The following is a 23,640-nucleotide window of genomic DNA, read 5'->3' on the forward strand; positions in this document are numbered from 1 at the left end:
CTCCGTTCCGGATCATCCGCGCGGCCCTCCCGCACCTGCCCGCGGGCGCCACGATCATCAACACGGCGTCGGCGGAGGCGCACAAGCCCGCCCCCGACCTCAGGACACCGTGAACCCTCAGGACACCGCGAAAGCCCCCGCCTTCCCCTGGATCGGCCTGCTCACGCTCGCCGGCGCCGTCTTCGTCTCCGTGACGAGCGAGTTCCTCCCGACCGGGCTCATCCCCGACATGTCGCGCGACCTCGGGGTGAGCATCTCGCTCACCGGCCAGCTCGTCACGATCTTCGCCGCGACCGTCGTCGTCGCGACGACTCCGCTGACCCTGGTGACCCAGCGCTTCTCGCGCAAGAGCCTCCTCCTCGTGGCGCTGTGCACCATCGCGGTCGCCAACGTCCTCGCCGCGCTCGCCCCCACCTTCGGGCTGCTCATCGGCGCCCGCATCCTCGGCGGGCTCGCCCACGGCCTCTTCTGGGCGATCGTCGCCGCCTACTCCGCGCATCTCGTCGCTCCGGAGCAGCTCGGCCGCGCGACCGCGATCACGGCGGGCGGCGGCTCCGCGGCCTTCGTCCTCGGCGTCCCCCTGGGCACGGCGCTCGGGCACGCGTTCGGCTGGCGGCCCACCTTCGCGATCCTCGGCGGCGTCGTGCTCGTGCTCGCGCTGATCGTGGTGAAGTTCCTGCCCGCGGTCGACCACCACATCCCGCTGCGGACCGGCGAGATCCGCCTGCCGGCGCGGAAGGACCGGACGCTCCCCCGCATCATCGGGGTCTGCGTCGTCATCCTGCTGGTGCTGATCGGCCAGAACACCCTCTCGACCTACATCACGCCCTGGCTCGAGAACGCCTCCTTCGCCCCCGACACGGTGCCGCTCGTGCTCTTCGCGTTCGGCGGCGCGGGGGCGGTCGGACTCGTCCTGGCCGGCTTCGCGACCGACCGGTTCCCCCGCTCGGGCTTCGTGGTCGCCGCGATCGCGGTCGTGCTGGCGCTCGCGGGCCTGGCCGTCGCCGCGGGCACCGGCGCCGCCACGGCCGTGGTCGTCGCCGCCGTGATCTGGAACATCGCGTTCGGCGGCATCCCGGCGATGCTGCAGACCCGGATGCTGCGCACCTCCTCCTTCCAGCTGCGGAGCCTCGCCGCGGCGCTCCAGACGACGGCGTTCAACATCGGCATCGGCGGCGGCGCGGTCGTCGGCGGACTGGCGATCGACGCGAGCGGGCTCGACGTGCTGCCGTGGGTCGCGATCGTCATCGTCACGGTGGGGCTCGTCGTCAGCCTGATCGTCGACGCCCGGGCGACGGCGGCGGTGCGGGCGGAGGCGGTTCCTACCCGCTGATCGTGTTGATGACGGAGGAAGAAAGTGCTCCGGCGCATGCCGATCCGCGCGTTCACGCTCGAGCTGGAACGATCTTCCTCCGTTGTGAAGACGGCGGCCTCCGGCTTCGTGGACACGGCGGCGTTCCTCCGGCGCGAACACCGGGATGTCGTCCGCACGGCCGACGCGGCGGCGCGGGGAGCAGGGGATACGGTCGAGGGATGAGAGACGGAACCCGATGAGCCCGAGCACCCTCGAGCCGCCGCTGACCCTCCCCTACTACGGGGCTCCGCCGATGGCGGCGCTCCGCCGCTTCTTCGGCAACTACCTCCGCTTCCGCGGGAGGGCGAGCCGGGCCGAGTACTGGTGGATCATCCTCCTCGGCAGCGTCCTCACCGCGCTCCTGCAGCTGGCCGACGGCGGTCCGTGGCGCCTCGACTTCACGCTGACCCCGTACCCGAGCGGCGCGCCGTTCCAGACATTCTGGGTGTCGCTCGCCGCGGGCGCGATCGCCCTGGCGACGTTCCTCCCGTCGCTCTCGCTGATCTGGCGGCGACTGCACGACGTGAACCGCAGCGGGCTGTGGATCCTCGCGATCCTCGTGCCGATCGCCGGCTACGTGTTCCTGCTGATCCTGTTCGTGCTGCCGCCGCGGCCGGAGGGCGCGCGGTTCGACTGAGCGGCGGACGCCTCGGCGGTGGAGTGCCGGACCCGGCCGACGAGTCAACGGCCGGCAGACCGGCCGGCGCCTCGACGGGCGCACCAGGCCGCCACCTGTAAGCGCTGGCGCATCGGATGGAAACCTCCGCGGGTCGCCTGATACCGTGCTGCGCAGGTCAGGGTCTCCGCGCGCATGTCTGGGCGTGAGCGCTAGGAATCCGGCCGCACACCTCGGCCCATTCGACGAGAACTCGAGATACTGCACAGCAGTCCTCTTCGCCGGAGACGGTGGAGGAAACCTCCGGACCTCACGAGTCGACGGACGGCCTGGAGGCCCTTTGTAAAGGCGCAGCGGGGCCGTGGGAGCCCCCCGCCTCATCCGGGTCGGCTCGGGGCTCCAGGAGCCTCACCGCGAGCCGGTCGGTCGCAACGACCGCCCTCGAAGACGCGCCGCATCAAGTGACCGTTGGGCACTCGGCTTCACTGCTCTCCCTCAGGGAGCGGAAGGGTGACGTCGACGGCGCGCAACTCCGTCATGTTCGAGCGCTCGACCGCCCGGTAGACCGCCGAGCGCGTCGCCCCAAACTGCTCCGAGAGCTCGGCCACGATGTAGTTGCCCTAGCGGCACTCCGCCACCAGGTGCGCCTCGATCTTCGGGAAGCGCTTCGGCTGGCGGCCGCGCAGGCGCCCCTTCGCCTTCGCGATCCGCATCCCCTCGCGCGTGCGCGACCGGATCAGGTCGCCCTCGAACTCCTCGATCATCGCCAGCACGTTGAACAGCAGCCGGCCCATCGGGTCGTTCGGGTCGTGCAGCGACCCGCCGATATTCAGTCGCACTCCCCTGCGCGCGAGCTCGTCCACGACGTCGCGTGCGTCGGTGGTCGAGCGGGTGAGCCGGTCGAGCTTCGTCACGAACAGAGTCGAGCCGGCGTCGCACGCCGCCAGGTCCTCGCGCAGCGCGGGCCCCTCGCGGTTGCTGCCGGTGAGGCCGGCGTCAACGTAGATCCGCTCCGCCGGCACACCGGTCGCAAGCAGCGCGTCGCGCTGCGCCTGCGCGTCCTGCTTATCCGTCGAGACGCGGGCGCCTCCGACAAGCTCATGACGTCCGCCTACGACCACAAACCGGGCCTCAGACCGACCGCCCCTCTACGGACCTCGAGCTGATCGCGGTCCAGATCGCGCTGAACCTCGCGTCATCGGCGGCCTTCATACCGAAGAACGAACGGTCACCGTAGGGGGCGAGCACGACCGATCCGCCCTCCTCGAGGACGACCTCGATCGATCGCCGGGTGAAGAACCGGTCGAGCAGCGGAGTCGGCCGGACGGACGCGATTCGCGACCACGGGAAGGTGACCCGCCGCGCATTCGCCTGCGACAGGATGCTCAGCCCGGTCTCGTCCAGGTGAACGACCGGGTACGACCCCATGCTGACGTCCGGGTCCAAGCCCCTCACCAGCGACCGCAGGTGCTGATGGTAGACGCACGCGAAAGCCTCCCCCGAGGTCCCGGGATCAAGTTCCGCCACCCTCCGCGCGGAGCGCCCGGCTGACGCCCTCGCCCAGAGGAAGAGCCCCACCGCCAAAACCACTAGAGCCCCATCGATGACAGCGACCACCGAATATGACCCGCTCCGGCTCAGAACGAAGAAGTGCTGCGCGACGACGGCACCGACCGCGAGCACGAGCGGAAACCAACGAACCCGGAGAGCAGGAATCGCAGAAACGGTCACGGCATTGGTCATTTGTTCCTCGCTTGTCGCCGAAGTAGCGCCGCAGTCTTCCAGTCCAGATGCGGCTCGCCTGCCTCCCGCAGGATGACACCGGTTCTCGAATCCACCGTAGGAACCGTGATGCGCCCGAACCCCAGGGTCGTGTAACTGGCTTCCTTCTCAGCGGTGACCCTGGATGTGCCGATCGCGAGACAGATCATTGACCAAGCGAGAGCGGCGAAGAACAGCACCAGCGGCACGAAAAGGGGCAGACGCGATCCCGGAGGAAGGACCGCGAACCCGATGACGAGCCAGATCCAGGCGATCGCCTGGGCGAGCGTTCCCCACCCGGTGTTGAGAATACGTGTACGCGCAGACCACCCGGGCAGCACTTCCACCCTCCCCGGCACCAGCGCAGGTTCCCTCTCCGCCCCCGACATCACGCGCCCTCCGTCGGCAGCGCCAGGGCGACGGCCCCAGCGGCGCGCGCATCAGCCCGCTGCACCGCCCGATAAACCGTCGAACGCGCGACCTTGAACTCCGCCGCGAGCTCGGCAACGGTGTAGTTCCCGGCACGATGCTCTGCGACCAGATGCGCCTCGATCTTCGGCGACAGCTTCGGCTGACGGCCACGCAGACGCCCCTTGGCCTTCGCGACCTTCATCCCCTCACGCGTGCGGGCGCGAATCAGGTCCCCCTCGAACTCCGCGACCATCGCGAGCACGTTGAACAGCAGCCGGCCGATCGGATCCTCCGGATCATGGACCGACCCCCCGATGCTGAGCTTCACGCCGCGGCGGGTCAGCTCATCAACGATGTCGCGAGCGTCTGTGATGGACCGCGCGAGCCGGTCGAGCTTCGTCACGAGCAGAGTCGATCCGGCGTCGCATGCCGCCAACGCTTCCCGCAGCGCGGGACGCTCGCGGTTCCGGCCCGTCAGACCGGAATCGACGTAGATCCGATCGGATGGAACGCCGGCCGCCCGGAGTGCGTCGCGCTGCGCGGTCGCATCCTGCTTGTCGGTTGAGACGCGGGCGTATCCCACGAGAGCTGCCATGCGCTCAGTGTGTCAGTTGACGCCCCATCATCGGGCATTTCATCGGGCGGGTCTATTGCGACGAACAGCGCCGCGAGATTCCGGTCTCATTGTCAGTTCTCGAGGTCCTCTGCACAGATCTTCGAGGTCGTCTGCACAACTACCGGAGCCGTCATTTGGAGCCTACGCCGGTGTCAGCGAGCTGCGTCTAGGTGCTCTTGCGTCCGAGGACGCGAAGGCCGTCCGGCCGCACTTCGCCGGTTGGCGAGACGTGGCGGTAGAGCGTCTGGCGCGAGATGCCGAGTTCTTTGCAGAGGGCGCCGATGTTCGTTTCCGGCTTGCCCATCGATGCCATCGCGAGTCGCACCTTGGCGGGCGTCATGGTGAACGGGCGCCCTCCGACCCGACCGCGTGCTCGTGCTGACGCGAGGCCCGCCATGGTTCGTTCGGAGATGAGCTCGCGCTCGAACTCGGCGAGGGCCGCGAAGATCCCGAAGACGAGCTTGCCGGCCGCGGTGGTCGTGTCGATCGCCGCCCCCTGCCCCGTGAGCACTTTCAGTCCGATGCCGCGAGCGGTGAGGTCATGGACGGTATTCACGAGGTGGTGAAGGTCGCGTCCGAGCCGGTCGAGCTTCCACACCACGAGCGTGTCGCCCTCACGGAGCGCTTTCAGGCACGAGAGCAGACCCGGCCGATCATCCTTCCGGCCGGACGCGAGGTCGGCGTACAGCTGCGCGTCATCGACGCCGGCCGCGAGCAGCGCATCGCGCTGCGGATCTGTCGTCTGCGTTCCATCGGTCTTCGAGACGCGCATGTACCCGACGAGCATCGCGGACCCCTGTCACTTATACGGCCGAATACGTGACATGGAGCTGTCAGGCCGGCACGCCGAAAAGAGTAGTCACGTAACTGGTCACTCATTCTAAGTGTCGTGAACGGCCAGTATCCGATTCCGTGACGGCGCGCGGTCAGCGAGAATCCGATTGCACCTTGACTGTCTCGCCGTCGAGCGAGAACCGGAGCCCAGTGCCCTGTCGGAACTCGGCTACGAGCTGCGCAGGCATCTCCTCGGCAACGGTCATCTGCACGGCAGCGGGAAAAGACCCGGCGGTGCAGCCGCGCGAGGCCAGCCCTCCGTCTGCCGAGTCGGTAGGGAAAACGAGAAGACAGAACTCTTGGCTGTCTTCAGTTCGGATGACGGTGAGGCCGTAGAAATCATCCGTGGTGAGGGCGTCCCCGAACCCACTGTCCGCCCCCTGCTCCACCTCGCGCAGTTGCAACGCGCCGACCTCACGTCCCCAATCGCCCGTCGCCCACACAGTCGCGGCGAATACGAGCAGTCCGGTCGCGACGATCGACACCGCCCACAAGGCGATTCCTCCCCTGCCGAGTCGTCTCGCGATTGACGCCGGCGCCTGATGCGATCCGTCACCTGATGACTCCGTGTCCGCCCGCGCCGCTGATTGCTGGCCGGATGACGTACTGAGGGTTCCTGTGTGATCGGCGGGCTCCGCGCGCCCCTCGAGGAGTCGCAGGCGCTCTCGCTCCTCGGCGTCGATTCCCGCTGTGGCGTCTCGCCCGTACGCGCGACTTCGAAGGCTCTCCAGTTCGGTCCGCTCTGACTCGTCCATCTGCTGGATTCTTCCAGCAGACAGCGCTCACGACCGGCAGTCGATCCCCTACGGGACGGACACCCGAAGGACGATCCCGTACGGAACGGTTCAGTGGCGCCCGCATCGCGCGTGCAGGGGACCCTGAACATCTAAATGGTTACGGTTGTCTGCACGAGTGGCGCGATAGCGCGAAGAGTCGTACAGGCGACCGCGAGGAACGACAGCAATTGCCAGCACCCGCGCACGCGTCCCGTTGCGGCAGACCCAACCTCCATGAGGCAGTGGGTGTCGTGCTCAGAACGTGCCGGCGGTGGAAAGCGGCAAGCGCTCGAACTGTTCAACTCCGAAGTCGTCGTCCCATCGGAGTCCGAGGACATACATCCGAGCTCGGCTCGGCGCGCCGGGACGAAACGTGAGGGGCACCCCGGCGGGAAGCACCGGCACAGGGATCGTGACACCTACTGGCCGTGGTCGGCGGCCGCGGGTGAAAACGTCGACGCGGAGGTCGTGGACTGGTCCCGGTCCGCGGTGCTCGAGGCTGTATGCGGCAAGGTTCGGCTCGTACGTCACGAACCATCGCGCCGGCCCGTCCCGGTGCACTCGCCTCGTCGCCATTCGGTTCAAGAAGCGCTGTCTGGCGCGACGATTCGCGGCACTCGCCTTCGGAGTCCTCGCTGCGTCGGCAGCCTTACGATCAGCCCGCCGATCCAGCAGCTTGTTCAATCGGTAGAAGACGAAACCCACCACGCCTACCGCCGCAGCGCCGATCACCGCGCCAGGCGCCTCAGCGATGCTGCGCACCATGTCCTCGATCACGTTCACCACTCACTACCGACCTTGAATCGCATGTTGACGACTCCACGGCTCGCCGGATCCGACGGTACCTTGGACTTCCACGCTGAGCGTGTGATCGGGTCAGGAAGGCCGCAGGTGCAAGAAGAGGGCTCTTCGCAGCAAGTCTCTGGGGTCGACCTCCTGGCTGCTGATCTTCGTCGGCTACGTCTGAGAGCGGAAAGTCCGACGCTCGTCCACCTGGAGCAGCTGACGGGAGTCTCGAAGTCGTCGCTGTCAGACGCGTTCAAGGGCAAGCAGCTGCCGTCCGAACGGACTCTCGATTGCCTCGTCCGCGCACTTGGCGAGGACCCGTCCGCGTGGCTGGACCGGCGCACCCTACTAGCGTCCCCCACCACCAAGACGCGCTCGGCGCCCGATGAGCCGGCGCCACCGACCGCCGGTCCGCAGCCACAGCACGCGTTGACTCTTCGCGGGGCTGTGGTTCTCGCTGTCGTAGCGTTCGGGGCGGGAGCCGCAGTCGCGACCGGCATCACTGCCCTTGTTGATCGCCCCGAGGCAGTTGCTGCCACCGAGCCGGATCCGGGAAGCCCGTCGATGCTTCCCGTCGAGAACGGCGTCGACCCCGCAGCGACCTCCTGCCTGGACGACGCCCGACCGGCCGCATCGGAGACACGCAACGAGAGCGTCCTACTCGAAGTCATGTGGTCAGATCGCTGCCAAGCCGCATGGGGTCGGATCACGCGATACGACAACCAGAGCTTCAACAACAGCGTCCACATCGAGATCTACCCACAGAGCGCTGACCGCGACAACCACCGACAGGAATCCACAGTCGAAGGAGTCCAAAGCGCCTACACCGCCCTCATCGTCCGGTCAGACGCCGACACACGCATCTGCGCGCACGGGAACATCACCCTCAACGGCGACACCATCGACGTTGGCGACGCACTCTGCACCTGACTGAACGGACCGGAACCAGCGCAGCTCTCATCCGATCACTCAGGAACGCCCATTCAAGGCCGGCCGGGTCGACATCGACACACCTGGTCAGAGCACCAGGACCCGTCCCACGCCACCCACGCTCCGCTCGCTTCGATGCAGCTGATTCTCCAGCTTTTCCGGAAATGACGGTTCTTCCAACGAGGACCCCAGAACCGCCCCACGCCTGTCACCGTCACGTCGACGGCAGATCGCCGGCTCATCGAGGAGGTAACACCCATGAAAGTTTCCCGACGTCTGGCCTCACTGGGCGCAGCACTCGCGCTCGCAGGTGGTCTCTCAGTCGCCACCGCAACTCCCGCTCTCGCAGCCGACTACGGCGTCAACATCGCCAACTACTGCGCCAGGAACGTCAGCAGCGGCACCCTCGCACCCAGCCAGGCCACCAACATCAACAACCGCTACGACGGCTGGCGCTGCGGCACCCGCTACGGCCTCGTCGGCGTCAACGTCGCCGTCGCCTGCCAGCAGCAATACAACTCCCGAGCGGTCGCCGTCACCGTCAACACCAGCGCCAGCGGCTGGCGCTGCCGCTTCTAACCCGACACCACACCAGCCAGCAGATCAGGGCCGGCCGAGCGCTCAACTCGGCCGGCCCTCCGCCGTGCCCGCGACACCACCGTTGTACCCACGTGCCGCCCTGCGGCCGGCAGGTCGGCTCAGAGGTGCTTCTTGAGCCACTCAGTGGTTGACGCCCTCAGCCCACGCCAGCTACCCGCGCCGCTGAGCTTCAGTACGAGGAGCTTGTCGTTGGCATCGACGTACTTCGTGGCAGCGTCCCTCACCTCGTTGCTGGTCATGTCTGTGACGACGACCCATGTGCTCTCGAGCGTGTGCTTCAGATGAGCGATGAGCTCGTCATAATTACGTCCCGGTGCAGAGAGGTCATAGCTCACGAGGTAGCTCGTCATCGGTTCCTCCATCGGGGGCGGTAAGAGAAGTCTTCCACCATCGCGACGCCGAGCATCCCCGGCGCATCGCCCCGCCTGCGCACCCCGCAGGAGGCCGCCTTCGCTCACGGCTCGACGTTCACACGAGACCATCTAGTTGGGGTACCCCTATCGGACGCCCGCTCAGCGATCACCTTCGAGACGTGATCCGCCCCGACCGGTGATGCGGTTCACTGTGGACATGAATCAACGTCGCCTCGTGGTCCTTGCTTGCGCAGCAGCGCTCGTGATCACAGCAGCAGGTGCAGCTGCCCTCCTGCTGACCGCGCAGAGCTCGCTACCACCCGCCGGCTCCGCGCGCTCCACGCTCACGGCTCTCGAGCCGGGCGTTCTGACCGGGGATGTCGAAGCGATCCGTGCTGCCGCTGGCGCGACGTCGGAGGAACAGGCTTCCGGGATCCTCGATTCCTGTGCTGACGTATCAGCGACGGATACGCAGTTCGACGTGTTCGATGAGCTCGTGCCGACCTCTGCCCACGCTTACCTCGCCGGCGCATCCCGCTCTGGAGCCGCCGCGCGCAGTGCGTGCGAAGTGTGGATCAGCTGGGATGGCGAAGCATGGGTCGCCAGCTCGAAGCACACCACCGCATCTCCGACACCTCTCCCCACGAGCTGACCGGACCTGCCGCGCTGTGGGAGACGGAACAAGCATCGGCGCCTCAAGCGACCGGTGAACGACCCGCTAACGGGCGCGTGGACCACGGTGGTCGAAGCGGGAGGCAGAATGGGCGCGTGGCTTCACGGATCTTGAACACGCTCACGGAGATCTCGACTGCCTCGGCGCTCGACCCGACTCTTCAGGCATTATTGGCGATTTTCGGGGGCGCCCTGCTTGCCGCTCTCGCTGGGTTGGCGGGCGCCGCGGTTGAGGGTAAGCGTGAACACAAGCGGTGGCTCCGAGAACGTCGGCACGAAGCGTTCATTCGCGCATACACCCTCATAAAAGGCTTCGACCTCAACACGTCGAAGCAGAACAAGGTTGCCGCGCGTCTACTCAGCGCCAACAAGATCGACGAGAGCGCGGCAGCGGACTTGGCGAAGCTTCAGGCTGAGGCAGATGCGCTGTTTGGTACGGTTGCGGCAGAACTCGCTCCGATCCTTGTCTTAGGTCCTGCCTCGGTCGCACAGCAGGCGATAGACATGCAGCTTGCCTATGAGGCGGATGACAAGCAAGCGCAACAGCGCGCGGAAGCCTCTTTCATCCTCGCCGCCCAACAGGCTCTCGCAGTACCCCGGCATCAGCGCCCAAGGCGGACCCGCCTGTAACCTCGCGCCCTGGACCAGTCGAACCAACGAACTACCCTCCTACGGAACGACTGCGGTGACCACCGACGACTCCCGTCCAGGAATCACTAGGCCCGTCTTAGCTTCTTTTTCCACCCAAGGTTTGAGCGTTGGCGCACTTCAAGTCGAACCTCAGCTAGCACCTGACGACCCCATCATTAGCAGGGGTCTGCAAAAATGTGCAACGTATTCCTAAAGCGCCACCAAGAGGGATCCGCAGCGTATTCGGCTCTATACGTCGGCCCCACCCCCTCAACGTAGATGTTGATCAGAACTCCCACCACAACTTCCACCGATAGCACGCCAAGAACACCCATTGCCGAAGCGCCTCGAGGCTTAGACCCGCCGTCTGTAACCTCGAACGGAGGTACTAAGTTCTGAATAGCGAATCGCCCCCAGATCCCAGAACTCATCACGACAAGCCATACTACAATGCTTGCAACAATATTTGTGAGATTATTGAAGCCTATGGCGTTAGTTATCGCTGTGCCAAGAACTGAAGTAGCGGCGACCACACCCAGAGCACCCCAAGTTCCACGGATACCACTCCACCAGGCGACCGATTTTGATATTTCCTCAGAGACGGCCGCAAACGCGGATGTTGTCCAATCCTCCGGGCCAGCGACCGAAAGTCTCAAGCCGGCGCGAGTGACTTCGATGTGTATTTTCGCGCTACTCCCGTAATAATCAGGAGCTTTGAGCAGAAAATCTCCAAGAGTACGAGAATCAAATTTCCCGGCGAGCATTTCCGTGTCACCCTGATGATCGACACTTCCGGTGGAAGTATACATTCTCACACTTATCGAGTGCTTCTCGACCGCGGCGATTCGAGCCTCTGCGAGGGCCTTCTCCGCGGCGTCAACTTGCTCGATATTAACTTCGACTTTCTTTTTCGAGAAAGCTACTTCCTTTTCTAAATAGGTTAAGTATGTGGATTCTTCTCCAGTCCCCGCCGGGCGATCATCAACTTCTTTTGCAACGCGCTGTTCGTCTGCTTCAAGAGTTTTGCCAGCTCGATCAAGTTCATTTTCTGCACTCGATAGACGCGACTTCGGCCACGCGAGGTCATTCTCGACTGCATCATCCCGAGCCGTTGCTATGAGCCTGTCCAGGAGTTCCAGCAACGACCGAAGGTCTCGGCGCGTCCCAGCCCATGCATTCCATCTCTTGTTCTTTGTCGACGTCGTTACCATCATCACTCTCCACAAAACTTCTATGCCGTCTTAGACAGTACTCGATCAGCACGCTCAGGCTTCCGCTCGGCAACCAGCTTGACCACCGGGCAGATTGAAACGGAGGGAGACCATCGCTGAGACCACTGTCATGCGAAGGAGCACCCCTCGCGATCACGTTCTCGGTCACAATTTCAGACCCTTCGTTCTCGTAGAAACGCACCCACGATTATCCGGTGAGCCTCGACCGATGGCGAAGGCGAGTGGTCCCTCGGGCCGGCCGCCTTCGCCACCTCCGTTCACTGGCCGTAGCGCTGAAGCGTCCGGTGAACGATCCCCTATCGGTACGCAGTTCCCGTGGCTCGGAGCTCGGGATCTCGTCACGCTCTCCAACGAGTAGGTGTGGGAAGGTCTCATTCATGAGCAGTGACGAGGAGCGGCGAAACGACGCAGTACAGATTCGCGTGTTCACCAGCGCCGCGTGCGTTTACCTCGCCGCTGCCGTCGCGTTCGTGGTCCTCGAGCTCACGACGGACCTCAACGGCGCGAGTGGCGCGATTTCCTGTCTGACGTTGTTCGTCGTGAATGCCGCAATCGTTCTCGTGCGACGGCGACAGCGGCGTCGCGACGGCGCATGAGACCGCGCTCCTGATGGAGCGCCGCAGCTCTGGAGTCGGGGTCGTCGCATAGGTGGCCACACGGAGGCGGTGGATCGCTTGGTCACCGATCCCCCTGTGGGACAGCGCCTCGACCGGCTCCCGCTAGAGCGAGCGCGACCTCGTACGCTCTGGTAAGCAGTGGGTGTGATCTTCACCCAGGGCCAACTCATCACCGGAGGTGGCGTCTTCATCACACTCTGTGGCATCGGCGTCGTGACGACGGGCCAGGCAGGCGGCTGGTTGATCGCCGTAGCCGGTGCTGTGATCGCCGCATCGGGTGCCATCCTCTGGCGCCGCGAACGTCGTTTCTGACGTCCGGTCGCACGGATCACAGCGACCCGCTGAGAGATAGTTCACCGGTACACGCAGACGCGACACCGAGCACCTGTTGTTTCTCGAGGTCGCCTGCACAATCGACGCGAGCGCGGCGGAACCGTTTCTGCAGGGGATCGTCAAACCGTTGTTCGCGGATGCCTCGGGTTGCAAAGCCCGATGGCGCGATGTCGACCGGGTGCGGAGCGCGATGACGACGACGGCCGCGCAGGTGCTCAAGCTACGGGCGCAGCTCTTCGCCTGTTCGACCGGTGGCCTCACTGGGGACTCCGAGCGTGACGACCAGGTAGCCGTCGTCGTCATCGCGTGGTCGGGGTGACTCCTCCACGAGCGGGACTGTTGAGGGCGGAGGCAGCAGATCGGCGTCGACCGCCGGCAGCACTTCGTCATCGTCGAGCGGCCACTCAAGCCGCCCGGCGGTCACGACCGGGCTGAAGTGGAGGAAGTGCGTGCGGCCGACGACGGCGGCGGTGAGCGCGTCGAGCAGTGAGGCGAGGTTCGGGTACAGCGTTCCGCCCGTGTCCGCATTCTCGGCCGCGAACTCCGCTATGCAGCCGTGGGCTGCGCCGGGACGTGCGTCGCAGAAGAGCAGGTACCCGTCCAGCCCGGCGAACGGCAGGAATGAGGGCAGGAACGTGTTCGCAACCATCCCCGCTTCGATCGGTGGCGTTGCGTAGAAGCTCGCGGCGTCGGCATCATCCGGCCGTTCCCACGAGTCCAGAAACATTGCGTGCTGGCTCACGACGTCATCAAGGGAAAAGAGCGTGAAGCCGGGAAGGAGGAACCCTGCCTCTCCCCACGTCTCCGGAGTCTGCGTCGAGCCGTTCACGCAGGCGAACCACTCCCGATAGGAGTCCGGCCAGGACACTCCGGTCCGTTGCTCCGCGACCGCGATCTCCTCCGGCCGCGCTCCGGGCCGCAGCGCGGCAAGAGTGATCGGCGCCTCCACCCGGAGTGCGTCAACGAGCCGGCCCCATGCGTCGGTGACATCCACGCGGTCAGCATAGAACGCGGGCACTCAACACAGGCTTTTGAGCTCGGGGCCCTGCGATCGACGGCGCTCTGTGGCGAGGTTCTCGCACTTTGCCTTGTTGCTCAGGCAGGAGGTTCGGAAGTGATGGTGACGAGAAGTTCGGCGCCGAGTCCACCTTCGACAGCGAGGAGGGCCGGGCCCACAGCGAGGTCAGTCGGTAGGTCGAAGGATCCGCTGACGGTCGCACTGGGCGGCTCGGGCTTGGATCGGCCGAGAAGGACACGATTGCCATCCGCTGTCGGAGTGATGCTGATGATGGTGTCTGATGCGGCTGGGGAGAGTCCGCCGCCGGTGTCTTCGCAGTCTTCGATCAACCCGTCAACGGAGAACTGCACTACCCCGCCGGGATGCAGGGAAGACTCTTGAAGCTCGATCGTCGGTGCAGCGCAGGCCGCAGATCCACTGTTGCCGTTGACGCCTGGCGCGCAGCCGTTGACGCACAGGGCGATGAGAAGAACGGCGGCGCTTGATCCATACGCTCGTGACCGATTCCAGCTCATACCGGTCAGCTAAGCACGGTCGCGGTGCGGTGCCGGTAACGATTAGAAGTTCCCGAGACGGTCAAGGTGCCGTGCTCTCGCGACTCCCGAACCTCAACTGGCGCCCCACGTCCATCCGGGGCCGACCAGGCCGTCCCGCATGGAGATCCCCATACGGGACGGCCGGTACGCCGGCTCTCTCCCCGACAGAATCGTGCGACGATCACCGCGTGAATTCACAAATCAGGGCCTTCGAGAAACGCTGGCGAGCCGAGTGGGGCGATGACGTGGCGCCAATCGGATGGCACATGCGCGCGCTCGACTCCGGGGCTGACCGCTGGAGGAGATTTCACACTCTTCCGAAGTCGAAGCAGTACCCCGAGAGCCCGGAGGAGATGCAGACGGTTCTCGATCGCTACGTCACCTTGCTGACCGAGGTCGCGGGCGATTCTGCAGCCTCTCTGCTCGTCATTGCGCAGGAATGGGATCAAGACGACCTCGCCCGGACTCCGTGGATCGAAGCTCTTCTTCCCGATGCCGTCCACTGGAGAAGCTCCGTGCACGACGAGGACCTCTACGATCTACCGGCTCTGACGATCAGCTTCGGGCCACACCGACCCGAAGAACTCGAGCCACTGTTCCGCGCCGTCTCGAACGAGGAAGCGCACGTCGCCGTCACCGACGCCACCGCTAGCTGGCTCTTCGCCCCCTACGACGGAGGCGTCGACGTCTTCCTCAAGGACGAGCGACAGCAGGAAGACCTGCGAGCGAGATTTTCGGACTGGCTACCGGCGCCAGGACTTCCCGGTTCACCACTCGACAGCAACTGACGACCGGAACGGGTTCCAGCAATCGCAGAGGAGCGTTCGGTGAACGATCCTCATACTGGACGAGGCGGTCGCGGGGTGGAACACTCTGCGGTAGCTTCACGACCGGGGGTGGTCAGGGTGGAAGTGCTCAAGGGCGTGAGCCTGCTCGCGTCGGGTGTCGTGATCGCCTTCCTCTGCTCGGTGTCGGGGTTTCAGGCCGGCGTTCGTGCGGACCTGGATCAGACCGGGGGCCACCTCAGCCCGGTCCTGCTCGTGGGCTTTCTGATCGGACTCGTCGTGTCAGCCGTCGGCGCGATCGTGCTCTACCGGTGCTACGAGCGTGCCCGCGGCGTTCGCTAGCTGCTAGCCGGAATCCGCAACCGCGGCGTCACGCGCTGTGGACACGCGGCCTGTGGCGGGTGCAGTCGAGAAACGGAGACTTCGCTGACGCCTCACGCGACAGACCGACGGGGGCCGCCGGCGCCGCCCTGCTCTGGGCCGCGACGCACAGCGCGGCCGAGAGCAGTACCCGCCCGCTCACCGGCCACTGAACGATCCCTATACGGAACGACGAACGGGCGGGCGCCCCCTAAAATCAGCGCTCGTGCGGTTTCGCCCGAATATCCAGCTCCGTTTCGGCATACTCCTGCCCGCAGCTCTGATCTGCGTGCCGGCAGCGACAGTATGGAAGCCCGGCCTCGCGCTGGACGAGCAGCTGGTCTTCATCGTCATCTTCGCGGTCGTCATATCGCTCGCTGCGCGGTGGGTTGTTTTCAGCGGTGTCAGCCTGCGAGAGAACGACCTCACCGTCCACGGGGTCTGGTGGTCCCGACGCGTCCCTCGCGACCAGACCATCCGAGTGCGCCAAGAAGCCGGCTTGATGGTCCTGCACTGGCGCGACCGTCACGGCCGCATCCGGCACACACCGATGATCGCCTTCACGTCCGCATCCAACGATCCCTCATGGGCCGCAAGTCACAACACTCACGTAGCTCGAGCGGTCAACGACTGGATTGCCGGCGGAGACGGGCGCGGCGCGGGTCGCAGAGTCAAGGAAAACTAGAACCCTGCGTGCCGGTGAACCATCTTCTTTCGGGACGGCCGGAATGCCGGTCCTCCCGCTGCTACACACGGGGGCCAGGACGCTGCCGATCGGAAGGTTTCTTGGCGGCGAGAGTCCCGTCGTGGTCGATATGCTCGCGGCAGCCGGTCATCGGCTTCCCGTGAGGAGAGAGCCGTGCGTCCTGCCAGAGTGCTTGTCATAGCCCTGAGCGCTGTGTGCGTTGCGGGAGTCGGTGCAGCGGTGGTCGTCGGCCTCGCGTCCTCGTCGTCGCAAAACGAGGCGATCTCGACGGCAGTAATCGCAGACCTCGAGCACCGGAACGCTCAGAGCCTGGTCGAGGGATCGCCGCAGCTCACCGGCCTCGGCGTCCCGGAGTCGACCTCGACGCCGAAACGACTTGCTGCGGTCATGGAGGACGACGCCCGACTGCGCGCTCAGCGGGACCACTACCTCGAGCTCGGGGAATCCTTCACCGCGTTCGAGACCCAGGTGGCGCTGAACTCGGTGCAGATCACGGGCGACTCGGCCACGGTGACGTTCACCGAGAGCACCACCCTTCAGCGGAGTCCGTACGAGACCGGCGAAGCGGCTCCGGAGTACGCCTATTCCTTCCCCCAGGAGGCGACGCTACGGCTGCACGCGGGCACCTGGTCAGTCGACACCCTCACCCACGAGACGGCGCACACACCAGCAGATTTCCCGGAAACCGTCGCACCGGACGTCTCCCCCGCCAGCTGACGGCGCGTCCCCTTGACTCGGATCGATCTGACCGCTCTCCCTTGCAGCAGACCCGGTGAACGATCCCCATGCGGGACGGTGTTCCGGTCGAACAGAACGCTGGTACGAGAACTACGGGGTCCTCGTGCTGCAGAGGGTCAGAGTCCGAACCCATCGAGCACTCGGTCGGCGTGGAAGCCCGACCGGATGACGGCTGCACCTAGTTCGTGGAGCAGGTCGTCGAGGGCAGTATCGGAGAGGTCATAGAAGCCGGCGCTCGGACGTCGGGCGATCAGCTTTCGCGGCGCGACGATGACGGACCAGCAGTCGTCGTCACGAGAGATGATCGCGTACTCACCGCTGTAGGGTCCCTTCGTGACCAGGGCTGCATGCGGCCGGTCGCGTTCGAGGCGACGAGCGGGAACGTTGATCGAGTACTCGCGAGAGCGCGAGTCGGTCACGGCTCGGGGCGCCGACTCGGTGCTCCAGAAGTTGTAGACGATGCCGATGGCTGCACCCGCCAGGACGAGCAGGGCCCACTGAAAGTTGCCGTTCAGAAGTGCAAGCACGAGCATGACGCGACAGCAGGCGATCGCGAACACGAACTGCACGTTCGAGATCCGCAGACGGCGCTTCGTTGGGGTCACCCTGACGATCATCCTCCCGACAACGCAGGAAGGATGACATCGCCGCCGGCCCAAAAGGCGCCATCGCGACTCGAGCCCAGCGTTCCGGTGAGCGATCCCCATCCGGGATGGCGCGGCCGAGCGCAGCCGGCTAAGCGACGGCTCATCTCAGTCGGCAGACTGTGCTGGTGTCCTCTACGAAGGAGATCCAAGCACTGCTGACCACCGCGCAGCGCGACCAGACGCACGTCACGGTCCGTTTCGCGTTCGGGAACCGATGGTCGATCGACGGGTTTGTCGTCGGTGTGGGTCGGAAGTGGGCGCTCCTCGCGGAGACGATGACCGGCGGCTTCTTCGACGGGTACGCCGCCGTCCGTCTCGCGGAGATCGAGCGGGCGCGACCGAGTCGATCCTGGGAAGCACGATTCTCGCGCACCCGACCGGAGTGGCCCCCTCGCCCGCCAGCCGATCGCCCCGCGATCGATCTGGACACAACCTCGGGGCTGCTGGCCACCTTCCTCGACCCGAAGAACCTGGTCAGCATCGAACGCCGCAAGAAGTACAGCGCGATGTGGGTGGGCGTCCCCTACGCACTCACGCGCAACTGGCTCTCCCTCTGGGAAGTGGACGCGAAAGCGATCTGGCATGAACGGCCGCTCGGCTACCGACCCCGAACCATCGCCCTCGTCCGGACCGGTGACCACTACCTCAGAGCACTCTCGGCCGTCGTCGGCGATCGACCTCCCCAGGACCTGCCGTACGACTGGGCCGCACGCTCGAAGCACGCACGACGCCAACTGTGACGACAGACTGCCGATGGCCGGTCGACCACCCCTCATCGGACGCCGGACGCATCGACGCACTAGCCCTCCGAGGCTCGCGCCGCACTACCGTCGAATGCGCCCGCCCAAGGCACCCCTAATCCAGTAAGGGGGTGTCCTGCCCGCAGCACGGTGAGGGTGGCAGCCCGTTCGAGCCGGGCCGGGTCAGAGGAGCCTCGCGCTGCGGGCGCGAGGCTCCCGCTCGACGCGGAGAGCGATTCCCTATCGGTACGCATGTCCAAATCCTCGCGCATCGAACAGGGGCCGGAGAGGCTCCTCGACGCCGGAGCGGCTGTCCTCATCTACTCCGGAGGTGTCCGTTAGGGGGACTTGGGTTCAGCCGGTCGTTGCAATACCACCGTGAGTCGGAGTGTTGGCGATGGGATCGAAGTTGAAGCAGCGTGCCCGGGGTGGCGCGGTTCTGGGAGCTGCCGAGGGAAGGGTCGAGTCGGTCGGCGGCCCGTGATGCTGTCGGCGTGCCGGTGAAGAGCCGCTCAACGGAGCAATCAGCTGCTTTCCGTCCGTCGCCTCGCAGGGGGTGTCTGCTCGGATCTTATGCTTGATTCGTCACATTGTTTAGTGGTTCAGTATCGCGTCGACGTTTTCGGTCGTTCCGTATCCCACCATTCGATGAGGTTGGCGTGCAAGATTAGCGCGAAGGCTTCGACTGCAAGGTCGCCTCCGGTGGTCAGGGAATCGATTGCGGCAGGGTCCCACTGGTCGAGATTCACTACCTCGTCAGTGGAGGTGGGTGTAGCTCGAATGGTTGTGTCAACGCTCCATCCGTTTGAGCTGTGGGTTGCGGTAGCCGCGATGACGTCGTACGGGGTGGAGTAGTGGCGGCGCATCCACCCCACGACGTCGGCGAGGTCGCGGGTGTCGGTCAATCGTTCTCGATCGGGGTGTAGACGGGGCATCCGGTCCCGTAGGGCGGTTGGATGATGGGTGCGGCGGTGGTGCTGCTGGTAGATCGGGTGTTTATGGTGCTGTCGATTTTGTAGGCGTTGACGATGCCGATGGGGTTAGCGAGGGCATCGGAGCCGTTGTAGGCGTTATATCCGAAGAGAACGAAGTAGACGGGTGTGCAGTTCGCGTCGTAGAGCGTCTTAGAGCCTGAGCTCCCGGGTGCGTAGAGGCCATAGCTGAGTGTCTGCTGAATATCGAAGTTGGTGTCCGCGTCAAAGTGGCCGCGAGCGATGATGTGATTCAGTCCGAACCGGGAATTTCCGCAACGCAGCGGCAGGTGCGACAACCGTACCCAGGACGAGCGCAACGAACACCGTGGCGATTTTGCCAGCGGACCGATTTCGTGAGGTGTGCATGACTATTACGACCTTCATCCAAGTCCCCGCGCTCACCCCTTGTGAGCGGTCGTCGTGCACGTCTAGGTCTACTCCGCATAGCTCGGCAATACAACCCTGGGTGTTGCCGACACCCGGGCTTGGCAGCGGGACACGCATGCCCTTCGAAGATCATCAGTGGGACAGTGTTCGTGGCAGCGAGCTGCAAGTTGGCGTCTGCGGGAGGGCCGTTCCCCGCACCAGCCCGGCGCGCGGGATGCGCCGCGCGCGGGCGCGGGCGGCAGCGTTCCGCAGGACAGCCGCTCGCGGCCATCACTGCTACTGCAGCGACCAGCGCCAGTTCCGAGCGCAGTAGGAACATCCCGCGCTGATGTCCTCCGGCCCGAACGTCGGAGTAATGATCGACGGTGCGAGCTTCACCGCCACAGGCTTCGCGGGACGATACCGCTGCCCGCAGACGTCTAGGCGCCCGGCCAACCATCCCCATACGGGACGTCGGCCGCGCGGCGGAAGCCAACCATTTAGAACTTGGACGGCGTTCCTGAGACGTTCCGCGCCCGACCGGCCATGTCCATAGTGAAGAGCAAGGTCTGCTCGAGGAGGAAACGATGGACGACGACGGATTCGATGAGTTCCTGGCCCGCTCGGGACGTAGTCCGATAGGTGGGCTCGCGTCTCGCACTGTTATTGAGGACCTGGTGTCTGCCACCGCGGAGAGCGCGACACCACGGCGTCCGTGGTGGCGTCGCCCGCTTCTAATCCTCCCCGTGATCGGTGTCCTCGCCGCGACGACAGCCGGGGCCGTCGTCTTCACCGTGGGATTCGATGCGGACGCGATCGTCCCGATCAACTACACGACCGACTCGGGTCGACAGGTCAGCTGTCACTACGCGGTCGAGGCCGGCATCGGCGGCACGAGCGACCCGGCAGCGGTAAAGGACTTCATCGCTGAGCACGACTGGTCAGGGATCGGCCAGCGCGTCTACGAAGAAGCCCTCGCACATCCCTACATCCCACGGAACAGCGAAGAGGCCGCCGGCCTCACGCAGGCCAACCTCGACAAGTTCTCGTTCGGGGCGGCTCTGACCACGGTGATCTGGGCCGAAGTCCCCGACGAACTGGTGCCCGAGGACATGCTGAGCGGAGCCGAATCCGACTGCGAAGGAGAACTGCGGTGACCCTGGACGACCAGCTGTCATCGAAAGCCTCCTCGACGCGGCGAGGCGACGACGAGCGCGCCAGACGGGTGGAGCTCCTGCTTCTCGCCCAGGCGGAACCGCTACTGCGCTACTTCTCCCGCCGAGCTCCCCTGGATGACGCCCCCGACCTCCTCAGCGAGACCATGCTCACCGTCTGGCGCCGCGCGAAAGACGTACCCGCCGGCAACGAAGGGACGCTCTGGATCTACGGGGTCGCACGCCGAGTCCTCGCTACTCACCACCGCTCGAATCGCCGCCGAACCAGCCTCGTTGACCGCCTCCGAGACCAGATTGTCGTTCACAACCCGGCCCACGACCAGCTGGACGACATCAGCGCGCACCTCCACCACCTCATCGAGAGGTTGCCCGCCGTTGATCGCGACATCATCGGCTTGGTCCACTGGGAAGGCTTCACCCTCGAAGAAGCCGCACGCATCCTCGAGAAAAACCCCTCCACGATCCGGACCCGATACGCGCGACTTCGACAACAGCTGAAGTCGGAACTCCAAGCCGAGGTCTAGCTCCGTCAGATGGCCATCCCCTTACGGGACAGACTCTCGACTGATTCCATCGTCGCGTCGTCAATTCGGGGTCCTGCCGGACATGTACAGAGTGAAGGCCACTCGAGCGCACAGGAGCAGATCATGACCACCGAACCTCACGACGCGGGCAGCGATCGGGCGATGAACGCGCTCCTGGACGAATCGGCGCCGCCGACCCCACTGGCGGAAGCCGTCTCCGACTCCTCTCTTCGAGAGATGATTCGCGGAGCGGAGTGGAACGCGCGACGCGGCAGGCGACAGGCGACGCCTCGTGCGCTCGTGATCGGGACCGTCGTCGCTCTCACGCTGGGCGGCACGGGTGCAGCAGCGGCAGCGACGCTCTCGGGGTGGGAGCCGTGGGTGGCGAATCCGGATTCCGTTGTCCACTTCACCCTGCCCAGCGGAAGAGAATGCGAGCTCCGAAGCGTCGCCAAGGAAGGCGACCCGGAGGACATCAAGGAGATGCAGGACGTGCTTCGCACCACCGACGTGCTCGCCCTCGCGGACGTCGACGGCGAGCTTGCTCGGATCGTCGCCCGGGACGTGACCGTCCGCGGCGACGACGGCGACACCGTGGTGCCCGCGACCGAGTTGTACTCCGAAGATGAGCTGTACCGCCAAGCCGTGGAGGGCGCGATCATCAACGTCGTCTGGGACGAGCTCGAAGATCGAGGAGTGGTCGATCCCGTCACCGGATCGGATCTCTCCTTCGGAAGCCAGGACGACTGCGCAGACCTCACCCAGGCAGACCGCACCCAGTGAGCCGCCGCGACACCCGAGCCGATCGCGTGGTCACGATCCTCGACGCCACAGCCCGTGACCTTCTGAACTACCTCGAACGCCGAGTCGGCGCCGACGACGCTCCCGACGCGCTCTCCGAGACAATGACGATCGCGTGGCGCCGATCGTCATCCATGCCCCTGCCAGACGAGGACGCCCGCCTCTGGCTGTTCGGGGTCGCGCGGAACGTCGTCCTGAACACCAGCAGGACCCGCCGGCGCCAAGACCTCCTCGCCGAGAAGCTCCGCGGCACCATCGACCCCACCGTCGTGATCGCAGAACCCTCCGACATCGCCCTCGACGTACGGGCAGCTCTGGACAAGCTCGCTCCAGAGCTCGCAGAGCTCGTGCGACTGGTGCACTGGGACGGCTTCTCTCTCAGCGAGGCAGCTCAGATCGTCTCCGTCCCGCCGTCAACGGCGCGCAGTCGGTACCAGACGGCGAAGCGCGAGCTCGGTGACCTGCTGTCCCCGCAGCCCTCGGAACGAGCACTTAGGTCTGCAGAGAAACGCTGGGTCTGACGCGCTAGCCCATCGGCTATCGAGACAAGTTCCGGCAGCGGCGGGGGTGTCGGACCACGCGGCCGTTGGCGAGAACCGCACATTGCGAGCCGTATTTCCTGAGTCCGACGACCCACGTCTGAGCGATCCGTCCGACCAGGCTGTGACCATGACTGAATCGCCCATCACTCGATCAACTCTTCTCCACCAGTCGCTTGCAGGCGGCATGGACGTGTCCCACGTCGAGGTGCGCCGAATCTCAATCGCAGCTGGCACGAAGGGCGGTGCTCACGTTCACAACGGCCCTGTCTTCGGAGCCATCGAAAGGGGGTCGGTCACATTCCAGATCGGTGAGGAGGCACAAACCACCCTTCGCGCCGGCGACGTCTTCTACGAGCCTGCCGGGGTCATCGTCTCCAAGTTCGACACCACGAGCGAAGACGTCGTGTTCATCGGCTACTTCCTCCTGGCGGACGGGGCAGCACCCGAGATCGAGTTCACTGCGCAGGACTGACCGCTAGCCCGTCCCCGTACGGGCGGCCTCCCGCGACGGATCGCACGCGCACATAACGCTGGTCGAGTGGTCGGAACGTGGAATCCTCGTCCCATGATCGTGAGCGACGGACAGGCCTGCGCCCCAGGGGACCTCGACGTGCTCACCGACCGACTCCGACTGTGCCGGCCCGCCGAAACCGACCTCCACGAGCTGTCCCGCCTCTACACCGATCCGCGGATCGCGGAAGAAGATCCGCTCCTCCTCCATCTCTCCGCCGATCAGACCCGGGCCGTCATCGCGTACCGGAGGACCCAGTGGACACAAGACGGACTCAGCAGCTGGGTGATCCGCCGGCGCGACTCCCCCACCGACAACCATGATCTGATCGGAATGGGCGGATGCACCCTCCTCTCCGACGCGGCCTGGAACGTGGCGTTCACCCTCGACCCCGACCACTGGGGAAAGGGCTACGCGCAGGAAGTCGCCCTCACCGGCATCGAACTCGCCCACTTACTCCGACCGGAGCTGCCCGTCACCGCGGTCGTCGCAGAACGCAACGCACGCTCCCGCCGCACGATTGAGCGACTCGGCCTCCAGCGGAGGTGGGAAGGTCCGGATGCGCACAGCCCAGACCCGACCGCTCGAATCGTCCTCTACGCCGACCGCCAGCTCTCCATCGAACAAGTCCGCCAACTCACCAGCTAAATCCGGCCACAGCACGACCTCATCAGCCGGCCAGGGATCCCTCACGGG

General features: G+C 65.4%; 33 protein-coding genes. 20 read left to right on the forward strand and 13 right to left on the reverse strand.

Annotation, left to right across the window (positions count from 1 at the left end):
- Positions 1-109: 109 nt before the first annotated feature.
- Genes C5C74_RS07770 through C5C74_RS07775 form a run of 3 tightly spaced genes read left to right on the forward strand, consistent with a single transcriptional unit; the run spans position 110 to position 1,991 of the window.
- A complete protein-coding gene (locus C5C74_RS07770) occupies positions 110-1,333 on the forward strand; it encodes an MFS transporter (RefSeq protein WP_104351276.1) in 1,224 nt (407 codons plus the stop codon).
- A gap of 36 nt (positions 1,334-1,369) precedes the next feature.
- Positions 1,370-1,537, forward strand: a complete 168-nt coding sequence (locus C5C74_RS17345) for a hypothetical protein (protein ID WP_181074925.1) — start codon at positions 1,370-1,372, stop codon at positions 1,535-1,537.
- Between the two features lie 13 nt (positions 1,538-1,550).
- Positions 1,551-1,991, forward strand: coding sequence for a DUF805 domain-containing protein (locus tag C5C74_RS07775; RefSeq protein WP_181127784.1), 441 nt, complete (start codon positions 1,551-1,553; stop codon positions 1,989-1,991).
- 461 nt (positions 1,992-2,452) lie between these two features.
- Here the strand turns inward: C5C74_RS07775 and C5C74_RS17975 are convergent, their stop codons facing one another.
- From C5C74_RS17975 to C5C74_RS17350, 8 genes are all read right to left on the reverse strand, one after another.
- Positions 2,453-2,578: a hypothetical protein gene (locus C5C74_RS17975; RefSeq protein ID WP_258061582.1), complete on the reverse strand. Its 126-nt coding sequence runs from the start codon at positions 2,576-2,578 to the stop codon at positions 2,453-2,455.
- Positions 2,579-2,590: 12 nt separating this feature from the next.
- Positions 2,591-3,091, reverse strand: coding sequence for a recombinase family protein (locus C5C74_RS07780; protein WP_308471007.1), 501 nt, complete (start codon positions 3,089-3,091; stop codon positions 2,591-2,593).
- A gap of 10 nt (positions 3,092-3,101) precedes the next feature.
- Entirely contained in the window at positions 3,102-3,713 is a 612-nt protein-coding gene (locus tag C5C74_RS07785; RefSeq protein WP_104257712.1) for a hypothetical protein, read from the reverse strand.
- On the reverse strand, positions 3,710-4,078 hold the full coding sequence (locus C5C74_RS07790; RefSeq protein WP_146076914.1) for a hypothetical protein: 369 nt from the start codon (positions 4,076-4,078) through the stop codon (positions 3,710-3,712). The genes C5C74_RS07785 and C5C74_RS07790 overlap by 4 nt, the downstream gene beginning before the upstream one ends.
- A gap of 41 nt (positions 4,079-4,119) precedes the next feature.
- Complete coding sequence (locus C5C74_RS07795) at positions 4,120-4,737, reverse strand: recombinase family protein (RefSeq protein ID WP_104292875.1); 618 nt, start codon at positions 4,735-4,737, stop codon at positions 4,120-4,122.
- Between the two features lie 187 nt (positions 4,738-4,924).
- Positions 4,925-5,545, reverse strand: a complete 621-nt coding sequence (locus C5C74_RS07800) for a recombinase family protein (protein WP_104226407.1) — start codon at positions 5,543-5,545, stop codon at positions 4,925-4,927.
- A 139-nt stretch (positions 5,546-5,684) separates the two neighbouring features.
- Positions 5,685-6,077: a hypothetical protein gene (locus tag C5C74_RS07805; RefSeq protein ID WP_104351277.1), complete on the reverse strand. Its 393-nt coding sequence runs from the start codon at positions 6,075-6,077 to the stop codon at positions 5,685-5,687.
- Positions 6,078-6,623: 546 nt separating this feature from the next.
- Complete coding sequence (locus C5C74_RS17350; protein WP_181134666.1) at positions 6,624-7,154, reverse strand: hypothetical protein; 531 nt, start codon at positions 7,152-7,154, stop codon at positions 6,624-6,626.
- 105 nt (positions 7,155-7,259) lie between these two features.
- Here C5C74_RS17350 and C5C74_RS17355 point away from each other — a divergent pair, with 105 nt between their 5' ends.
- Together C5C74_RS17355 and C5C74_RS07815 are read left to right on the forward strand one after the other, a co-directional pair.
- Complete coding sequence (locus C5C74_RS17355; RefSeq protein ID WP_181065499.1) at positions 7,260-8,084, forward strand: DUF2690 domain-containing protein; 825 nt, start codon at positions 7,260-7,262, stop codon at positions 8,082-8,084.
- Positions 8,085-8,342: 258 nt separating this feature from the next.
- The gene (locus C5C74_RS07815) at positions 8,343-8,663 is read left to right on the forward strand and encodes a hypothetical protein (protein WP_104226404.1); all 321 of its coding nucleotides are present in this window, start codon (positions 8,343-8,345) and stop codon (positions 8,661-8,663) included.
- Positions 8,664-8,782: 119 nt separating this feature from the next.
- On the opposite strand, the gene C5C74_RS07820 is transcribed toward C5C74_RS07815, so the two are convergent.
- Complete coding sequence (locus C5C74_RS07820) at positions 8,783-9,034, reverse strand: SinR family protein (protein ID WP_104327625.1); 252 nt, start codon at positions 9,032-9,034, stop codon at positions 8,783-8,785.
- 220 nt (positions 9,035-9,254) lie between these two features.
- On the opposite strand from C5C74_RS07820, the gene C5C74_RS17015 reads away from it, so the two are divergent.
- Positions 9,255-9,689 carry a hypothetical protein gene (locus C5C74_RS17015; protein ID WP_146083024.1) on the forward strand — a complete coding sequence of 145 codons (435 nt, stop codon included), beginning with the start codon at positions 9,255-9,257 and terminating at the stop codon, positions 9,687-9,689.
- A gap of 116 nt (positions 9,690-9,805) precedes the next feature.
- The gene (locus C5C74_RS07825; RefSeq protein ID WP_104226402.1) at positions 9,806-10,339 is read left to right on the forward strand and encodes a hypothetical protein; all 534 of its coding nucleotides are present in this window, start codon (positions 9,806-9,808) and stop codon (positions 10,337-10,339) included.
- Positions 10,340-10,515: 176 nt separating this feature from the next.
- On the opposite strand, the gene C5C74_RS17020 is transcribed toward C5C74_RS07825, so the two are convergent.
- Positions 10,516-11,481, reverse strand: a complete 966-nt coding sequence (locus tag C5C74_RS17020; protein WP_146083025.1) for a hypothetical protein — start codon at positions 11,479-11,481, stop codon at positions 10,516-10,518.
- 467 nt (positions 11,482-11,948) lie between these two features.
- On the opposite strand from C5C74_RS17020, the gene C5C74_RS17025 reads away from it, so the two are divergent.
- Positions 11,949-12,167 carry a hypothetical protein gene (locus tag C5C74_RS17025; RefSeq protein ID WP_146076916.1) on the forward strand — a complete coding sequence of 73 codons (219 nt, stop codon included), beginning with the start codon at positions 11,949-11,951 and terminating at the stop codon, positions 12,165-12,167.
- 165 nt (positions 12,168-12,332) lie between these two features.
- Positions 12,333-12,500 carry an LPXTG cell wall anchor domain-containing protein gene (locus C5C74_RS17030; protein ID WP_181065500.1) on the forward strand — a complete coding sequence of 56 codons (168 nt, stop codon included), beginning with the start codon at positions 12,333-12,335 and terminating at the stop codon, positions 12,498-12,500.
- A gap of 241 nt (positions 12,501-12,741) precedes the next feature.
- Here the strand turns inward: C5C74_RS17030 and C5C74_RS07830 are convergent, their stop codons facing one another.
- Positions 12,742-13,515, reverse strand: a complete 774-nt coding sequence (locus C5C74_RS07830; RefSeq protein ID WP_181134667.1) for an SMI1/KNR4 family protein — start codon at positions 13,513-13,515, stop codon at positions 12,742-12,744.
- 826 nt (positions 13,516-14,341) lie between these two features.
- Between C5C74_RS07830 and C5C74_RS07835 the strand changes: the two genes are divergently transcribed.
- The 4 genes from C5C74_RS07835 to C5C74_RS07850 all read left to right on the forward strand — a co-directional run bounded on the left by C5C74_RS07835 (position 14,342) and on the right by C5C74_RS07850 (position 16,643).
- Complete coding sequence (locus tag C5C74_RS07835; RefSeq protein WP_104226400.1) at positions 14,342-14,863, forward strand: hypothetical protein; 522 nt, start codon at positions 14,342-14,344, stop codon at positions 14,861-14,863.
- Positions 14,864-14,980: 117 nt separating this feature from the next.
- Complete coding sequence (locus C5C74_RS07840) at positions 14,981-15,202, forward strand: hypothetical protein (protein ID WP_146076918.1); 222 nt, start codon at positions 14,981-14,983, stop codon at positions 15,200-15,202.
- A gap of 244 nt (positions 15,203-15,446) precedes the next feature.
- The gene (locus C5C74_RS07845; protein WP_104351280.1) at positions 15,447-15,905 is read left to right on the forward strand and encodes a hypothetical protein; all 459 of its coding nucleotides are present in this window, start codon (positions 15,447-15,449) and stop codon (positions 15,903-15,905) included.
- 240 nt (positions 15,906-16,145) lie between these two features.
- Positions 16,146-16,643: a hypothetical protein gene (locus C5C74_RS07850; RefSeq protein ID WP_104327628.1), complete on the forward strand. Its 498-nt coding sequence runs from the start codon at positions 16,146-16,148 to the stop codon at positions 16,641-16,643.
- A gap of 137 nt (positions 16,644-16,780) precedes the next feature.
- Here the strand turns inward: C5C74_RS07850 and C5C74_RS07855 are convergent, their stop codons facing one another.
- Positions 16,781-17,233: a hypothetical protein gene (locus C5C74_RS07855; protein WP_146083026.1), complete on the reverse strand. Its 453-nt coding sequence runs from the start codon at positions 17,231-17,233 to the stop codon at positions 16,781-16,783.
- A gap of 203 nt (positions 17,234-17,436) precedes the next feature.
- Here C5C74_RS07855 and C5C74_RS07860 point away from each other — a divergent pair, with 203 nt between their 5' ends.
- Entirely contained in the window at positions 17,437-18,051 is a 615-nt protein-coding gene (locus C5C74_RS07860; RefSeq protein WP_104351282.1) for a hypothetical protein, read from the forward strand.
- A 901-nt stretch (positions 18,052-18,952) separates the two neighbouring features.
- On the opposite strand, the gene C5C74_RS17035 is transcribed toward C5C74_RS07860, so the two are convergent.
- Positions 18,953-19,321: a hypothetical protein gene (locus C5C74_RS17035; RefSeq protein WP_146076920.1), complete on the reverse strand. Its 369-nt coding sequence runs from the start codon at positions 19,319-19,321 to the stop codon at positions 18,953-18,955.
- A gap of 816 nt (positions 19,322-20,137) precedes the next feature.
- Between C5C74_RS17035 and C5C74_RS17360 the strand changes: the two genes are divergently transcribed.
- The 6 genes from C5C74_RS17360 to C5C74_RS07885 all read left to right on the forward strand — a co-directional run bounded on the left by C5C74_RS17360 (position 20,138) and on the right by C5C74_RS07885 (position 23,592).
- Positions 20,138-20,548, forward strand: coding sequence for a hypothetical protein (locus C5C74_RS17360; RefSeq protein ID WP_181065502.1), 411 nt, complete (start codon positions 20,138-20,140; stop codon positions 20,546-20,548).
- Complete coding sequence (locus tag C5C74_RS07865) at positions 20,545-21,090, forward strand: RNA polymerase sigma factor (RefSeq protein ID WP_181065503.1); 546 nt, start codon at positions 20,545-20,547, stop codon at positions 21,088-21,090. Before C5C74_RS17360 ends, C5C74_RS07865 begins: the two co-directional genes overlap by 4 nt.
- A gap of 9 nt (positions 21,091-21,099) precedes the next feature.
- Positions 21,100-21,873, forward strand: coding sequence for a hypothetical protein (locus C5C74_RS07870; RefSeq protein WP_146084687.1), 774 nt, complete (start codon positions 21,100-21,102; stop codon positions 21,871-21,873).
- A 26-nt stretch (positions 21,874-21,899) separates the two neighbouring features.
- Entirely contained in the window at positions 21,900-22,412 is a 513-nt protein-coding gene (locus C5C74_RS07875; protein ID WP_146076922.1) for an RNA polymerase sigma factor, read from the forward strand.
- A 148-nt stretch (positions 22,413-22,560) separates the two neighbouring features.
- Complete coding sequence (locus C5C74_RS07880; protein ID WP_146076923.1) at positions 22,561-22,905, forward strand: cupin domain-containing protein; 345 nt, start codon at positions 22,561-22,563, stop codon at positions 22,903-22,905.
- A gap of 93 nt (positions 22,906-22,998) precedes the next feature.
- Positions 22,999-23,592 (forward strand): GNAT family N-acetyltransferase, encoded by a 594-nt coding sequence (locus C5C74_RS07885; protein WP_104327629.1) that lies wholly within the window; start codon positions 22,999-23,001, stop codon positions 23,590-23,592.
- Positions 23,593-23,640: the final 48 nt, after the last annotated feature.

It is taken from the genome of Rathayibacter sp. AY1E8 (assembly GCF_002931415.1).
GTDB lineage: Bacteria > Actinomycetota > Actinomycetes > Actinomycetales > Microbacteriaceae > Rathayibacter.